This is a genomic window from Acidithiobacillus thiooxidans ATCC 19377 (genome assembly GCF_009662475.1).
Taxonomy (GTDB): domain Bacteria; phylum Pseudomonadota; class Gammaproteobacteria; order Acidithiobacillales; family Acidithiobacillaceae; genus Acidithiobacillus; species Acidithiobacillus thiooxidans.
The window spans coordinates 736,661-751,002 of sequence record NZ_CP045571.1 but is presented as its reverse complement, the minus strand read 5'-3'; the positions used below and the strand labels follow the sequence as shown (position 1 = coordinate 751,002).

The window sequence follows — 14,342 nt, the reverse complement described above, 5'->3', positions numbered from 1 at the left end:
TCGATGAAGCAGAAAGACCTGATTGTGAAGTCAGGAATCCCCGACATTCATGTCGGGGAGGATGTCAAAGTTCGTTTTCCCAGCAATTAACCTGCGCCAGCAGATCATTCAGGCGTAAGCAGATTTCTTCCTGACGCTCTTGCAGCATCCGGTTTTCTGCTTTCAGCTTTTGAATCTGGGCCTGCAGGGCTTGCACGGAATGCTTGTTGCGTCCGTCACCTTCCAGTTGTCGACGCAATCCGCGATAATCCGTGATAGCATTCTCCAACTCTGCAAACAGGGATTCATATCGGGATTCTAACACTGCGCCACCCACTTTTAGCCGGACATTCCGACACCGAGTTTACGAAGCACCTCCGTCATTTGCAAATTGAAGCAGGTCTGTTGCACCCATGCCCTTATCCGAATCATTGAAACGTACGCGCAGTTTTCGCCTTCGTCTGGGTGTTGCGGCACTGTTGATGCTCCTGGCCATACTGGGGGTTGTTTTGCGGATAGTGGACCTGCAGGTATTGCATTACTCCAAATTTCGCGAGCTGGCCTATGACAATCATGTGGCTCTGGTGCCCCTGGCTCCGCCTCGGGGCCTGATTCTGGCGGATCATGGAGAGGTTCTGGCAGAAAATCAGCCCACCTATGCCCTCGAAATCACCCCGGATCAGGTCCCCCATCTGCAACAAAGCCTGCAATTTTTGCAGCATCTTCTGAACTTGAGTCCGGAAGAGTTGCAGCAATTTACCGCACGGCGCGCTGGCAAGCCGGACTTTGATCCGATTGTTTTGAAGGCTGATCTGAATCCGACGCAAATTGCAGCCGTATCCGTCCGCGCCATGGAACTGCCGGGCGTGCGTATTGTCGCCATGATGCACCGCCATTATCCCTATGACGCCTTGTTTTCCCATGTCGTCGGTTATGTCGGACCGATTACTGCCGCCGACCTTAAGGATTTTCATGCCAATAAATATGTGGGTCGCAATTATATTGGTAAAAATGGCCTGGAACGCTATTACGAACGCCAGCTGCGTGGCGACATGGGTTATGAAATCAAGGATATTAACGCCCGGGGTTTACCAGTAGGCACCCTCCGCCAGATCGCTGCTCATCCTGGTAGTAATCTGATGACCCATCTCCGGCTGCGGGTTCAGGAGGCAGGGGCAGAAGCGTTACAGGGGAAAGGCTATCGCGGTGCGGTCATCGCCATGGATCCCAATAATGGCGGCATTCTCGCCATGGTCACCAGCCCCAGCTTTAACGCCAACTGGTTTGTGGACGGCATTAGTAATGCGCATTGGCAATCACTGCTCAACAATCCGGGCCGTCCGCTCATGAACCGGGCCGATAATGGCTTGTACCCGCCAGGTTCCTGCGCAAAGCCTTTTTATACCATCCAGGCCGTGCAGGAGGGCGTAATCAGTCCGGCTTTCCATACTTACTGCCCCGGCAATTATCAGTTGGGAGGACACACCTACTGGGACTGGAATCGGGGTGGTTTCGGGGAGACCGGCATCACCAAGGCACTGGCCTGGTCAGTGGATGTTTTCTACTACAAGCTGGCCGTGAAAATGGGAATTGATTTGCAGGACAAGACCCTCTGGCGTTTCGGCTTCGGGCAGAAAACACCCATTGATCTGCCCGGTGGCGCAAACGGTCTGGTCCCGACTCCGGCCTGGAAACGCGCACATCTTCATGCCCCCTGGTACACCGGTGACTCGGTGATTTTGGGTATTGGTCAGGGCTATTTACTGGAAACGCCGCTACAATTGGTCCGCGCCGTTTCTGCCCTCGCCAATGGCGGCTATTTGGTGCAACCCCAGGTCGCCAAGGCCTTCATTGACCCGCAAAGCGGCAAGACTATTCCTATTCCCAATGCCGCGCCCGTAAATCTGCATATTTCTACCGAAGCCATGCATGCGGTGCATCTGGGGATGGAAGCCTGCGTCAATACCGGCACCTGCCATACGGTGAGCATTCCCGGTATCAGCATTGCCGGCAAAACCGGTACGGCCCAGGTCCCTATGGGCTATAAAAATGGACGCACCATTTACAATAATGACTCGCTGTTTATTGGCTGGGCACCGGTGGATCATCCCAAAATTGCCGTAGCGGTGGTGGTCGAAAATGGCGGGTACAATGCCTGGCAAGCCCTACCGGTAGCTCGTGCCGTCATTAAGGCGTATTTGCAGCCGGACCAAACAGCTCCAGCTCCAGCTCCAGCTCCAGCTCCAGCTCCAGCTCCAGCTCCAGCTCCAGCTCCAGCTCCAGCTCCACAAAAATTATCCACAAAAATGCCAGCAAAGGTTGCTCAATCGGCAAGCGCGCATTATGATGCGCCCCTTAGTTATGGGGAGAAAGGTTCTGTCAACCCTCGCCCCGCTCAATCCACAGTACAATAAGGAGTAATGAAAATGACAGATTTTGCAATTGCGGCCATGCCGCGCGAAGAAAATGGTCGGCGTGCCAGCCGCCGCCTGCGCCGTACAGGCATGGTCCCGGCCGTACTTTATGGGGATAACAAGGCAGCGATGGGTCTGAGTATTGAAGCGCGCCTGTTGCGCAAGCTCCTCGCCGACGAGCGGGCTTATACCCATGTAATCGCTCTCGAATTCCCCAAAGGCAAGGAAACCGCTCTGATCCGCGATATCCAGATGCATCCCTATAAGGAAGAAGTCCTGCATATGGACTTTATGCGGGTTCATGCCGGTGAAACCGTGCGTCTGCACGTGCCTATCCACTTCCTCCACGAAAACACCTGCGTGGGTATTAAGGCCGGTGGCGTATTGCACCGCGCCCTGACAGACGTGGAAGTGGAAGCACCGGTTGATCGCCTGCCCGAAGCCATCGAAGTGGACATTGCCAAGCTGGAAAAAGGCGAGAGCTTGCATCTGTCGCAGATCAGCGTGCCGGCCGGTGTTATCCTGATTCCGCTCCAGCATGAAGATGATAAGGAAATTGTCTCCATTCATAGCCCCCGTACCGGCGCTGAAGCAGAAGAAGAAGCCCCGGAAGCTGCCGAGTGAGATAAAATGGACTGGTTGCTGGCGGGGCTGGGAAATCCCGGGGCAGAATACGCCCGCACCCGTCACAACGCCGGTTTCTGGGCGCTCCAGACCTTTGCAGAAAAGGCTGGAGCGTCTTTACGTTTGGAATCACGCTGGCATTGTCTGGCAGCAACTACGCAAAATTCCGGACAACAACTGGGCTTGTGCCTGCCCCAGGATTTCATGAATCGCAGCGGTGCGCCGGTCCAGGCCATGGCCGCTTTTTACAAGGTGCCGGCGGCGCGTATTTTAGTGATACACGACGAGCTCGATCTACCGCCCGGCACGGCGCGTTTGAAATGGAGTGGCGGACATGGCGGGCATAACGGCCTGCGCGATCTGGATCGGGCGCTGGGTACGCGGGATTACTGGCGCCTGCGCCTTGGCATCGGCCATCCTGGACACAAGGATGCCGTGATTCATTATGTACTGGGCGCGCCTTCGACAATGGATAAATCCGCGATTGATCTGGCAATTGATCGCAGCCTGGCGGTTCTTCCGGAATTTCTTGATGGTCGCAGTGATGCGGCCCAGAAAACCCTGCACAGCGATTAGGAGTTTTTTATGGCTTTGGCCTGTGGCATCGTCGGTCTCCCCAATGTGGGCAAATCCACCCTGTTCAATGCGATCACCAAAGCCGGTATCGCTGCTGAAAATTATCCTTTCTGCACCATAGAACCCAATGTTGGTCTGGTATCCGTGCCGGACCCCCGGCTGCAGGCGCTGATTGAAATCGTCAAGCCCCAAAATGTGGTTCCGGCCACCATGGAGTTTGTGGATATTGCCGGGCTGGTGGCGGGCGCTGCCCAGGGCGAGGGTTTGGGCAACCAGTTTCTGGCCCACATTCGGGAAACGGACGCTATTGCCCTGGTTACGCGCTGCTTTGAAGATCCCAACGTCGTTCATGTCAGCGGTCAGGTGGACCCGGTGGCCGATCTGGATACTGTATTGACGGAGCTGATTCTGGCGGATATCAGTACGGTCGAAAAAGCTCAGGCGCGGGTTGCCCGCCAGGCCAAGGGTGGCAACAAGGATGCCGTCGCCGAAGCCGCTGCCATGACCCGCCTGCTACCGCATCTCAATAGTGGCAAACCTGCCGCGAGTCTCAGCATGAGTGCTGAAGAAAAAGCCCATTTGCGCGGCCTGTTTTTGCTCACCATGAAACCCATGATGGTCATTGCCAACGTGGCTGAAGATGAAATTCAGGATGGACCCTGGCGCCCGCTTCTGGAAGCCTGGGCGGGCGAACGCCATGCCAGCGTAGTTCCGGTGTGTGCAGCCATTGAATCCGAACTGGCTGAACTGGAAGCTGAAGAGCAAAGCGCCTTTCTGCAGGACCTCGGACTGGAAGAACCGGGGCTGAATCGTATCATCCGCGCCGCCTATGGCCTGCTGGGCCTGCAGACCTATTTTACGGCTGGCGTCAAGGAAGTACGGGCCTGGACCATTCCCATCGGGGCCACTGCCCCCCAGGCAGCTGGCGTCATTCATAGTGATTTCGAGCGGGGTTTCATTCGCGCCCAGACTATCGCCTACGCGGATTTCGTTCAGTACCGAGGCGAGCATGGTGCCAAGGAAGCGGGCAGAATGCGTGCGGAAGGTAAGGATTATGTCGTCCATGATGGCGACGTACTGAATTTTTTGTTTAACGTGTGAGATGGAGACCTGTTGAGCCAGGGGCTTAACCTGCTGAAGGGGAAACTTTTCTCTTAGACTCAGCAGCATCGGCAGGAGGCGGTCCCACATTAATCAGCGGGGCCAATTCCTGCAATGCCTGCCAGTAAACCCGCCGTTTAAAGGCGATGATTTCCCGGGCAGGCATCCAGTAATCCACCCAGCGCCAGGTTTCAAACTCGGGGTGCTGAGTCGTCAAGGTGTTTATTTCCGCCTCATCGCCTTCGAAACGCAGCAAAAACCAGATTTGTTTCTGCCCGCGATAACGACGCCGCTGGGCACGATGCCGGGAACAGGGAACCTCGTAACGCAGCCACCCCTGAGTCCGCCCAAGAATACAGACCTTGGCCGTACCCACTTCCTCTTCGAGCTCACGGAACATGGCTTGTTCTGGTGTTTCTGCATGATCAATTCCACCTTGCGGAAACTGCCAGGCATTCTCACCCCGGCGTTTGGCCCACAACACCTGATTGTGTTCGTTGCAAATAATCATGCCCACATTGGGGCGATAGCCGTCTGCGTCTATCATATTCATCGTCTCTACCGATGCCTTTTGCCCAATATAGCACGAGGCAGAGCCAACGTCAGTCTGTCAGACTGTGTAAAATTTCTAGAGGATAGCGATTCCCGGCCAGATAATCCGCCATACAACGCTGCACCATGACATTTCGCAGGTGTCCGCTCTGCGCCTGTATTTCTGCCGGAGTCATCCACACCGGACCAATAATTCCGGTATCCAGCGTGTAGTCTGGACGCTGGTCACCCAACTTCCCGCCAAAAGCAAAACGCAGGTAGGTCAAATCTTTGGCGGGGTGTTCCCAATGATAAATGCCCGTGAGATATTCGGGCTCAAAGGCATAGGCCGTTTCTTCCAGGGTTTCTCGTACGACTGCGTCAAGCAGGGTTTCACCAGGGTCCCAGTGACCCGCAGGCTGATTGAAACATCGGCGTCCTTCTACCATTTCTTCGACCAGCAAAAAACGCCCGTCTTGCTCCACAATTGCAGCAACCGTCACATGCGGCTTCCAGACCATGATTATGACTCCATTTGCCGTTCGATTTCGCTGAGTTCCCGCCACTGTCCTGGAGCCAGATCATCCAAAGTGAAAGGTCCGAATGCCTCCCGATGCAGGCTCAACACCAAATTATCCAGAGCTGCAAACATACGCCGCACTTCGTGATAACGTCCTTCATGGAGGGTCAATTGTAGTTCAGTCGTGTCGAGCGGGATCATTTCTGCCACTTTGCACGGGCTGTGCTCTCCCTCCAGCAGCAAGGTGCCCGAAGCCAGTATGCCGGCTTCATGCCCCTGCAAAGGATTTTGCAAAGTCACTCGATACCGGCGCGGAATTGCATAGCGGGGACTGGTCCAACGATGCAGCCAGTCTCCATCATCGGTCAGCAACAACACACCGCTGGTTTCCCGATCCAGTCGTCCGACACTGCTGAAGCTGGGTCGCCGATAACGCCATCGCGGTGGAAAATCCTGATAAATGGCACGAGGATCATCATGCGCGCAGACCTTGCCGAGGGGTTTGTGATACAGCACATAAAGGGGATAGGGATGATCCAGAGGCTCTTCATCGATTTGCACAGTAGCTGGATCTACCTTGGTAGCGGCCTTGCGCAGCGGCATTCCATCCACTGACACGCGCCCTTCGCGCAGTAAATCACGCACTTCCGAACGGCTACAATAACCCAGTCGGGAAAGCAGATGATCTAAACGTTCGCTGGAATGCGCCATGCGGACAGTTTAGCCTGCCTGCATGGCTGACGGAAACCCCCGAATTGCCTATGATGTAGGCATCGCCTCTGGAAGGAATTCACTATGCAGACCAACTATACACTCCCCGCCGAATGGGCTCCGCAGTGGGGTGTACAACTGACCTGGCCCCATCCAGAAAGTGACTGGGCACTCCGGCTGGATGAGGTCCTTCCGGTTTTTGTGCAGATTGCCAGGGAAATCAGTCTGCGCGAGCATCTGCTGGTGGCCTGCCATGACCGCGAAAGTTTACGGGATTGTGAACGGCGCCTGGAGAATGTCCACGCCAACATGTCCCACTGCCATCTGTATCTGGTGCCTAGCAATGACTCCTGGGCGCGTGATCACGGACCACTCACCCTTAAGAATTCAGCAGGGGAACGCAAATTGCTGGATTTTGGCTTTAATGCCTGGGGCCTCAAGTTTCGCGCCGACCTGGACAATCAGATTACGCGTCATCTCCATGCCCATCAGGCTTTTGGCAAATGTTCCCTGGAAATTTCGGGAATGGTGCTGGAAGGCGGCAGTATTGAAAGTGATGGTCATGGTACTTTGCTGACGACCAGCGCCTGCCTGCTTTCCGCCAATCGCAATCCACAATGGTCAGCTGCGGAAATTGAAAGCGCCTTATGCCAGCAGCTTGGCATGCAGCGCGTACTCTGGCTGCACAGTGGGCATCTGGAAGGCGATGATACCGATGCACACATCGATACTCTGGCGCGCTTTTGCAATCCGCATACCATCGCTTATCAAAGTTGTGATGATCCCAACGACAGTCACTTTGCGGCTTTGCAGCAAATGGCTGCGGAACTCAGCGCCCTGCGCAGTCATGATGGGCAGGCTTACCATCTGATTCCCCTCCCCTGGGCACAGGCGCAATGGGATGAGGAGGACAACCGCTTGCCTCTGACTTATGCCAATTTTTTGATCCTCAATGGAGCCGTCTTACTCCCCGTCTATGATGATCCTGCGGATCATATTGCCGTCCAGCGTCTTCAAACGACTTTCCCGGACCGTCAGATTGTGTCTATCCCCTGTCTGGAACTTGCCCGCCAACATGGCAGCCTGCACTGCGTAACCATGCAGCTGCCGGAGTAAGGTTTGAGCAAAGTCATCTGGGTTTACTCAATCAAATAGGCTCAGAAGACATGCATCATTGCCAGAATAAGCCTGGAGAAACATCGTTTTTTACGGAGGGCAATGGCAAGGTACAATGATCCACCAAGATGTTCCCCTGAGGTTTGACCTTACAGTTCAGATTGTATGCCTTGATGGGTAGTGTCTGCGCCATGGCAGCCTGACAAGCCTGTTGATCCTTGCCGGGACAAGTCTGATTAAAACCCAGTAGACTCGCCGCTGCCCAGGCATGAATGGCAGGAAGATTTTCGCTGAGAGCTGCCGGATTCCTGACTAAAAGTGATAGTCGAGCTTCGGGGTCCAAGCCAGCAGGGGCCTGCCCGCCAGACATACCAAGATAAAGGTTATCGACCAGACCCATGACCTGCACATCGCCCTGATGATTAAGAATCATCAGGGACTGCACTTGTGCATTATGCGGCTGGAAACCCCAGATTAACTCGTTGCCATTTTTCAATGCGAGTCGGGGCAGAGGAAATAAATCCATCCCTTGCTTCAGCCGTTCCAGCAGAGGAACCGTTTTAGACCCATCCTGAATATATGCCTTACCCGCAAACTGCTGCAGACTGGACATTTTAATGGGTACGCGCAGGGATTTTTCTATTGTTGACAGCTTTTGAGACCAAGCATCCATAACTTTTAAAACACAGTCACCATGATTACCACATTGTTCTATCTGACTTTCGTAGGCTTGATGACCATTGAGCAATTGCTTACACACAGATGTACCAACACCAGCTGATCGCAAATATCGGACATAATAATTGCCCAATGTACTATCAAAAAGCCTCAGATTATCCACCCATCTTTTGGGCTTATAGTGACATATAGCCTCACGCAGAGGGCTTAGCGGTGCTATACAGCCTTTCGCATAATTATCTGAAGTATTTGCCGCAATAGCTGGACAATTCAAGGAGTCAACAGCCGCATGCGCCACGCTACTCAAACTGAGAAGCAAAGCTGTAACTTGCGCTATAAAAGATAATATTTTCATCTATTGTGATCTCCAGATTATTATAAATTCAAAGTGCTATGCCCAGTCTAGATATCGCAAGACACGGTGCCAGACCAGATTTTCGTTATAGGCCAGAGGCACTTTGGCTGGTGCACAAGGGTCACCCTGCGATGGCAAGTAATGATAATTAATAGCATCGCGCAACATTTGTGCCCGCGCAAGAAAACGACTTTTATAGTTTGCGTACTGCCCAACAGCCAATTTTTCAAGCTCTTTTGCTGCACCCAACCAGTCTGCTTGATACAAATAATGACTCACGCTGGAAACATAAGAATGATACTTCATGTCTGTAAGCACTGTTTGAACTGACATAGGCATCTTCCAAAAACTCATTTTATGCTGGGCATTTTTATCAAAGAGAACAGATGTGTCTTCAGCATAGCCGTGGCGCACCGCTTCTGATATAAATGTTGCTTCGGATTTCGATAGTTGCGGATATTTTTTATTTCTACTTATATAATAATCATTTAACGCACTTATAGCATTATTTTTTTTCTTCCCAATAAAAGGTTTTGGGCTCTTCGTCAGATCGAGTGGGTAGGGTTTACAATGCAGCGGAGCAGTTGTGTCCCGAATAGGAGTTAGCTGATGGTCCCAGAAGAGCTGTTTTCTCTCGCGTTAGGGTTGGTACCGCCGTGGTTGGTGGACGATGTGACCTTCCAAGTGGAGGAGAAGCGCCTGGATCTGCACATCAACTTTCCCAAGGGCAGTCGCTTTGCTTGCCCCGTCTGTGGTGAGGAGTGTCCGGTACATGACACCCGTGAACATACTTGGCGGCACATGGATTTCTTTCAGCATGAAGCCTATCTCCACGCCCGCGTACCCCGTGTGATGTGCCCGGAACATGGGGTGCATCAGATCCCTGTTCCCTGGGCGCGGGAAGGCTCGCGTTTCACCCTGCTCTTTGAAGCGCTGATCATGACCCTGGTGCGGGAGATGCCGGTATTGACAGTAGCCCGCCTGATCGGCGAGACCGACACGCTCCTGTGGCGGGTGATTGACCACTATGTGCCCGAAGCCCGTACCAGAGTGGATATGGCCCATGTCCATGCCGTCGGCGTCGATGAAACCAGCAGTCGGCGCGGCCATGACTACATCACGCTCTTCGTAGATCTGGAAGCTAGGCGACTGCTGTTTGCCACCCCCGGTAAGGACGTCTCCACTTTTGCGCGATTTGCCACAGACCTTGAAGCCCATGGGGGCAGCGCAGAAGCTGTCACGGACGTCAGCATGGACTTGTCTCCCGCCTTCCAGAAAGGGGCTAAAGAGCATCTTCCCAACGCCCAGGTGACCTTTGATCGTTTCCACCTCATGAAGCTCGTCAACGAGGCCGTGGACGCGGTACGCAGGAGCGAAGCATTTACCCAGCCAGACCTCAAAAAGACCCGCTGGCTCTGGCTCAAGAATGAACGGAAACTCAAGGTGAAGCAGAAAGAAAAGCTGCAGGCATTACTCAAAGACCAGAACCTCAAGACGGCGCAGGCCTACCAATTCCGCCTGACCTTTCAGGACATCTTCACGATCAAGAATCGCCATCAGGGTGCTACCCTCTTGAAAGCCTGGTTGGAAAACGCCAAGACCAGCGATCTGCCGCCTATCGTCAAGGTTGCCTACACCATCATGAATCATTGGGATGGTGTGCTCCACTGGTTTGAGAGCCAGATCACCAATGGAATTCTGGAAGGTTTTAACAGCCTCATTCAATCCGCCAAGGCGAAAGCTCGGGGTTACCGTACCCACAAGAACTTTATCAATATGGCCTACCTGATCTTGGGTAAGCTGGATCTCAGGCTACCCACTTGAAATGACGAGGAACCAGGTTTTGCTGTATCTATTATATATTCAATATCTACATCATCAGGCTTACCATATTTCTTTTGCTCAATCTCCATATAACGTCTCAACCCTTCAATAGTCTGCTGTCCCAGATCTACACCTTCACCTACCGTAACACCACTATTGCCTATGGCTTTCTGGATTTTTTCTCCCGTTATTTTATCTTTCTTGTATCGCGGTCCAAGATTCTCTCCTGTCTCCACATTGGTCCCAAACGCCCCGGGCACATAAAAATCATACATCATGCCTTCGGACTTTTGAATAAAATGATAATCCACCCGGTCCAGCGGGGTACAGTCTGCAACTGCAGCTACTGCAATGGCTTTGTCACTTCTGTAGCAATAATTCAACTCAGCCAGTCGTTTGCCATAGGCATCCGTTAGGCAAAAAACATCACCTTTACACTGGAGAGTTTCTTCCTTCCATTTAGACTGAGTTGTAGTCACATTATTTAAAGATTGATGATAATTTCCTTCTTTCTCCATTCTATTCGTCAATTGATTATAATCATGGGATACCTGTCGATCCATTTTTGCCAACTGCGCATCCTGGCAAACCGCTTTTTCAGTTTCAGTTTTTGCTGTTTTACAGTTGTAAGAAGTGGTATATTGAGTTGCATGTGCAAGCTGGGAGAAAAAAATACTTATCAGCAATACCCCACGCAAATGTTGCCGATATTTACAGAAAAATTCCTGCTTGTCTTTATAGACTCCATATCTCATGAATTGTATTCCTCAGATCTGAGCGCAATATTTCACAAGGCCCATGGAATATCAAAAGTGGCCAAACAAAGCGCCACTGATGATCCTCAAGGTGCAAAATCTATAGTTCTAATGATAACAGGCGCCCAGCTCGGCTAAACGTTTCCCGTAAGCATCTGTTATACAGAAACTATCACCTTTGCACTGGATCTTCTCTTTTTTCCATTTTTCCTGAGAGACAAGGAGATAACTGAGATTTTTTTTATGATTTCCACTTTTTTTCATATTGTTCACTAATTCATTATATTCCTGAGACAATTGCAGATCCAGGCTTGCCAATTTTTGATCCTTGCAAATCACCTGTTCTGTTACGGTATTTGCAGTCGCATAGTCGAATGAAGTAGCATATTGCGTGGCCATTGATCCTTGAGAAAAAAATAAACCCATCAGCAAATAACTGCTTAACCATAATCGATGTTTAATTTTAAGTTTTTCTGATGTACGTTTTTCTGCCGACATTAAATGACGGTCATAATTTTTCATCCTATTATTCGTTTCAAGCGATTCTTTCTGCAGGATCATACACTTTGTTTCCTTATTCAGTAGTCAACGGAATCATGGCCAATGCTTGCTTTAATGCATGCAAGCATTTCTTTCCATTGATTTTAACCACTTACCAAACAAAATGTTAGATGTTCTTTAATCACATAAAGGATCATCCATTTGGATGTTTTATCAGATCTATTTTGCGACCAGAATACTGCAGGGCAAACTTCTCAGGAGGGCTTTGGCAACAGATCCTTCCAGCCAGTGACCAAAGGAAAATTGGGGAATATGACCAATCACCAGTAAATCAGCGTGGATTTGTCGGGCATATTGGGCAATGGCCTCAGCGGGACTCCCCTCAACCGCTTGAGTATACACGCACAGGCCATTCTCACGGAGTTTTGTAGCGACCTCGTCCAGCCGGGTACGTATAGCCTCCCCTTCCCTACCCAGCATGTCTTCGGCACCTGCAGCTTGTGCCATCGCCATACCGCCCGTACTCACAATGACGCCAAACAAATGCAGTTCAGCCTGTGTGAGACCTGCAATATCTGTCGCCTGCTGCAGAGCGACACCACCTGAAGCACTCCCATCGTAAGCGACCATCACTTTCTGGAACATCAGCTTCTCCTTGCCGCCGCTTCCCGCTTTGGTGTACGAATAATCAACAACAAAGGGAAAATCGCCAGCGTCATCACCATCATCAACCAGAAGTTGTCAATATAGCCAATCATACTGGCCTGCCGGGTAATTTCATTATTGAGCAACATTTGCCCCATACTTGAATGGGGATTATACAGTTCTGCGACTGCAGGGTTTCCATAACCCGGATTGCGGCCATCAATATGCGCGGCCAGCGTAGCGTGCGCAATTTGGGTATTTCGGGTCAGCAGGGTCTCCACCAAGGAAATCCCCAGACTGCTGCCGACATTGCGTACCAGACTATATATGGCCGTACCATTGGCGCGCATCTGGGGACTGAGCGTGGCGAAAGTAGCCGTGCTCAATGGCACGAATACCAGACCAATACCCAGGCCCTGCCAGACACCGGGCCAGATCACCTCACCCTGGCTGATCACCAGGCTGTAACCCTGCATTTCCCAGAGAGAAAAGGCCGTTATGCCAAAGCCGATAGCCAGCAACAGGCGCAAATCCACCTTACCCACCAGCCGACCTACAATGAGCATGGCGAGCATGGTGCCTAAACCACTGGGGGCCGTTACCCACCCGGCAGCCTCGGCCGTGTAACCCATCAGATCCTGGAGCATGGTGGGAATCAGGGCACGCGAGGCAAAAAGCACCACCCCTACGATAAAAATGAATAGTAATCCGGTCACATAATTGCGATTCAAAATCAGACGATAATCAAAAAAAGAGTGCTCGGGTGGAGTGCGCCAGGTATGCCAGATAAAATAAATGGCTGCGAAACCGGCCAGATAGGCTTCCACCCAGATTTCCACCGAACTGAACCAGTTCAGTTGCTGCCCCCGATCCAGCAATAATTGCAGACCGCCAATGGCCACACTGAGACTGACAAAGCCAGCCATATCAAAGCGCATGCTGCGTCCCGGCGTATCGGCCGGAAACGATTTCCAGATACCCCAAAGTGCCAGGATACCTACTGGAACATTGATGAAAAATACCCAGCGCCAGCCCATGCTGTCAGTCAGCCAGCCACCCAGAGTCGGGCCGACAATCGGACCCACCATGACCCCCATACCCCACAATGCCATGGCCGAGCCCTGTTTTTCCCGGGGATTGATATCCAACAAGGTGGTTTGTGAAAGCGGCACCAGGGCAGCGCCAAATACGCCCTGAAAAACCCGGGCAATGACAATTTCGAACAAGGAGGTGGAAATACCACACCACATGGAGGCCAGGGTAAAACCGGCCACTGAGGCCAGGAAAATATTGCGCTTACCAAAGCGGTCTACCAGCCAGCCGGTCAAGGGTGTGGCGATGGCGGTGGCGACAATATAGGATGTCAGCACCCAGCCGATCTGATTGAGCGAAACTGACAAGCTGCCCTGCATATGGGGCAGAGCCACATTGGCGATGGTGCTGTCCAGCGTCTGCATGATGGTGGCGAGCATGATGGCCAGGGTAATCAGCGGACGGTTCAGCCCTGCAGCACCCATGGGAACAGATGTCGAGATCATGGAATGGGATCTTCCAACGTCCTTTGCAGTTGCTGAAGGACTTCTGTTATCTGGCGTAGTACCTCAACGTCCAGTTCTTTGAGTTTTTCATGGCGGAAGTCCATCGCCACGCGCCGAACTTCCGCATACACCTCAATACCCTCTGGCGTGAGCAGTACACGGCGAATACGACGATCATGGGCGTCTATTTCCCGGCGCAGCAGTCCCGCGCGCTGCAGACGGTCGAGCATGGCCACCACGGTTGGTTGTTCTACCGACAAGCAGTGGGCCAACTCGGTTTGAGTCATTGGTGCGGGTGCTTTCGCCAGATAAGCAATGCTCAACCAGCTGGCCTGGCTCAGACCTAACCCTTTCAGACGGCGATCCAAAGCGTGTCGCCAGGCTCGCGCAGTATCATGGAGCGCCAGAGCAAAATCCTGCTGTATCTGTTCTTCTGACATGGCCCACTCCTGGCTTGTTGGTTATATAGTTCGC

The 14,342-nt window shown here is 52.2% G+C and carries 17 protein-coding genes; 6 read left to right on the top strand and 11 right to left on the bottom strand.

Annotated features, from left to right (window positions below; genetic code table 11):
- Positions 1-64 precede the first annotated feature (64 nt).
- Positions 65-304 carry a hypothetical protein gene (locus tag GCD22_RS04020; protein ID WP_010636921.1) on the bottom strand — a complete coding sequence of 80 codons (240 nt, stop codon included), beginning with the start codon at positions 302-304 and terminating at the stop codon, positions 65-67.
- Between the two features lie 88 nt (positions 305-392).
- On the opposite strand from GCD22_RS04020, the gene mrdA reads away from it, so the two are divergent.
- The 4 genes from mrdA to ychF are packed head-to-tail and all read left to right on the top strand — an operon-like array spanning position 393 to position 4,694.
- On the top strand, positions 393-2,393 hold the full coding sequence (gene mrdA / locus GCD22_RS04015) for a penicillin-binding protein 2 (RefSeq protein ID WP_153940452.1): 2,001 nt from the start codon (positions 393-395) through the stop codon (positions 2,391-2,393).
- Positions 2,394-2,405: 12 nt separating this feature from the next.
- On the top strand, positions 2,406-3,017 hold the full coding sequence (locus GCD22_RS04010) for a 50S ribosomal protein L25/general stress protein Ctc (RefSeq protein WP_031569110.1): 612 nt from the start codon (positions 2,406-2,408) through the stop codon (positions 3,015-3,017).
- Between the two features lie 6 nt (positions 3,018-3,023).
- A complete protein-coding gene (gene pth / locus GCD22_RS04005) occupies positions 3,024-3,593 on the top strand; it encodes an aminoacyl-tRNA hydrolase (RefSeq protein ID WP_010636924.1) in 570 nt (189 codons plus the stop codon).
- Between the two features lie 9 nt (positions 3,594-3,602).
- On the top strand, positions 3,603-4,694 hold the full coding sequence (gene ychF, locus GCD22_RS04000) for a redox-regulated ATPase YchF (protein ID WP_024894111.1): 1,092 nt from the start codon (positions 3,603-3,605) through the stop codon (positions 4,692-4,694).
- A gap of 25 nt (positions 4,695-4,719) precedes the next feature.
- Here ychF and GCD22_RS03995 read toward each other — a convergent pair whose 3' ends face one another.
- The 3 genes from GCD22_RS03995 to GCD22_RS03985 are packed head-to-tail and all read right to left on the bottom strand — an operon-like array spanning position 4,720 to position 6,456.
- Complete coding sequence (locus GCD22_RS03995) at positions 4,720-5,241, bottom strand: RNA pyrophosphohydrolase (protein ID WP_024894112.1); 522 nt, start codon at positions 5,239-5,241, stop codon at positions 4,720-4,722.
- 55 nt (positions 5,242-5,296) lie between these two features.
- Positions 5,297-5,746: an NUDIX hydrolase gene (locus GCD22_RS03990; protein ID WP_024894113.1), complete on the bottom strand. Its 450-nt coding sequence runs from the start codon at positions 5,744-5,746 to the stop codon at positions 5,297-5,299.
- Between the two features lie 2 nt (positions 5,747-5,748).
- Positions 5,749-6,456 (bottom strand): pseudouridine synthase, encoded by a 708-nt coding sequence (locus GCD22_RS03985; protein WP_031569107.1) that lies wholly within the window; start codon positions 6,454-6,456, stop codon positions 5,749-5,751.
- Between the two features lie 84 nt (positions 6,457-6,540).
- Here GCD22_RS03985 and GCD22_RS03980 point away from each other — a divergent pair, with 84 nt between their 5' ends.
- On the top strand, positions 6,541-7,572 hold the full coding sequence (locus GCD22_RS03980) for an agmatine deiminase family protein (protein WP_031569105.1): 1,032 nt from the start codon (positions 6,541-6,543) through the stop codon (positions 7,570-7,572).
- Positions 7,573-7,627: 55 nt separating this feature from the next.
- Here GCD22_RS03980 and GCD22_RS03975 read toward each other — a convergent pair whose 3' ends face one another.
- Positions 7,628-8,332, bottom strand: coding sequence for a hypothetical protein (locus GCD22_RS03975; RefSeq protein WP_140391010.1), 705 nt, complete (start codon positions 8,330-8,332; stop codon positions 7,628-7,630).
- Positions 8,333-8,641: 309 nt separating this feature from the next.
- A complete protein-coding gene (locus GCD22_RS03970) occupies positions 8,642-9,019 on the bottom strand; it encodes a lysozyme family protein (protein WP_153940450.1) in 378 nt (125 codons plus the stop codon).
- A 195-nt stretch (positions 9,020-9,214) separates the two neighbouring features.
- On the opposite strand from GCD22_RS03970, the gene GCD22_RS03965 reads away from it, so the two are divergent.
- Entirely contained in the window at positions 9,215-10,429 is a 1,215-nt protein-coding gene (locus GCD22_RS03965; protein ID WP_065973572.1) for an ISL3 family transposase, read from the top strand.
- Here the strand turns inward: GCD22_RS03965 and GCD22_RS03960 are convergent.
- The 5 genes from GCD22_RS03960 to GCD22_RS03940 all read right to left on the bottom strand — a co-directional run bounded on the left by GCD22_RS03960 (position 10,387) and on the right by GCD22_RS03940 (position 14,308).
- Complete coding sequence (locus tag GCD22_RS03960) at positions 10,387-11,184, bottom strand: hypothetical protein (RefSeq protein WP_153940449.1); 798 nt, start codon at positions 11,182-11,184, stop codon at positions 10,387-10,389. The genes GCD22_RS03965 and GCD22_RS03960 overlap by 43 nt on opposite strands.
- A gap of 108 nt (positions 11,185-11,292) precedes the next feature.
- The gene (locus tag GCD22_RS03955) at positions 11,293-11,745 is read right to left on the bottom strand and encodes a lysozyme inhibitor LprI family protein (protein ID WP_031569100.1); all 453 of its coding nucleotides are present in this window, start codon (positions 11,743-11,745) and stop codon (positions 11,293-11,295) included.
- 159 nt (positions 11,746-11,904) lie between these two features.
- Positions 11,905-12,330 carry a universal stress protein gene (locus GCD22_RS03950; protein ID WP_010639545.1) on the bottom strand — a complete coding sequence of 142 codons (426 nt, stop codon included), beginning with the start codon at positions 12,328-12,330 and terminating at the stop codon, positions 11,905-11,907.
- Positions 12,330-13,868, bottom strand: a complete 1,539-nt coding sequence (locus GCD22_RS03945) for a DHA2 family efflux MFS transporter permease subunit (RefSeq protein ID WP_035209463.1) — start codon at positions 13,866-13,868, stop codon at positions 12,330-12,332. The genes GCD22_RS03950 and GCD22_RS03945 overlap by 1 nt, the downstream gene beginning before the upstream one ends.
- Positions 13,865-14,308, bottom strand: a complete 444-nt coding sequence (locus GCD22_RS03940) for a MarR family winged helix-turn-helix transcriptional regulator (RefSeq protein WP_010639535.1) — start codon at positions 14,306-14,308, stop codon at positions 13,865-13,867. Before GCD22_RS03940 ends, GCD22_RS03945 begins: the two co-directional genes overlap by 4 nt.
- Positions 14,309-14,342: the final 34 nt, after the last annotated feature.

Excerpts from the sequence above, each read along its gene's own strand:
- mrdA (WP_153940452.1), top strand. The coding sequence starts at position 393 with ATGCCCTTATCCGAATCATTGAAACGTACGCGCAGTTTTCGCCTTCGT.
- GCD22_RS04010 (WP_031569110.1), top strand. The coding sequence starts at position 2,406 with ATGACAGATTTTGCAATTGCGGCCATGCCGCGCGAAGAAAATGGTCGG.
- pth (WP_010636924.1), top strand. The coding sequence starts at position 3,024 with ATGGACTGGTTGCTGGCGGGGCTGGGAAATCCCGGGGCAGAATACGCC.
- ychF (WP_024894111.1), top strand. The coding sequence starts at position 3,603 with ATGGCTTTGGCCTGTGGCATCGTCGGTCTCCCCAATGTGGGCAAATCC.
- GCD22_RS03995 (WP_024894112.1), bottom strand. The coding sequence starts at position 5,241 with ATGATAGACGCAGACGGCTATCGCCCCAATGTGGGCATGATTATTTGC.
- GCD22_RS03990 (WP_024894113.1), bottom strand. The coding sequence starts at position 5,746 with ATGGTCTGGAAGCCGCATGTGACGGTTGCTGCAATTGTGGAGCAAGAC.
- GCD22_RS03985 (WP_031569107.1), bottom strand. The coding sequence starts at position 6,456 with ATGGCGCATTCCAGCGAACGTTTAGATCATCTGCTTTCCCGACTGGGT.
- GCD22_RS03980 (WP_031569105.1), top strand. The coding sequence starts at position 6,541 with ATGCAGACCAACTATACACTCCCCGCCGAATGGGCTCCGCAGTGGGGT.
- GCD22_RS03965 (WP_065973572.1), top strand. The coding sequence starts at position 9,215 with ATGGTCCCAGAAGAGCTGTTTTCTCTCGCGTTAGGGTTGGTACCGCCG.
- GCD22_RS03960 (WP_153940449.1), bottom strand. The coding sequence starts at position 11,184 with ATGAGATATGGAGTCTATAAAGACAAGCAGGAATTTTTCTGTAAATAT.
- GCD22_RS03955 (WP_031569100.1), bottom strand. The coding sequence starts at position 11,745 with ATGATCCTGCAGAAAGAATCGCTTGAAACGAATAATAGGATGAAAAAT.
- GCD22_RS03950 (WP_010639545.1), bottom strand. The coding sequence starts at position 12,330 with ATGTTCCAGAAAGTGATGGTCGCTTACGATGGGAGTGCTTCAGGTGGT.
- GCD22_RS03945 (WP_035209463.1), bottom strand. The coding sequence starts at position 13,868 with ATGATCTCGACATCTGTTCCCATGGGTGCTGCAGGGCTGAACCGTCCG.
- GCD22_RS03940 (WP_010639535.1), bottom strand. The coding sequence starts at position 14,308 with ATGTCAGAAGAACAGATACAGCAGGATTTTGCTCTGGCGCTCCATGAT.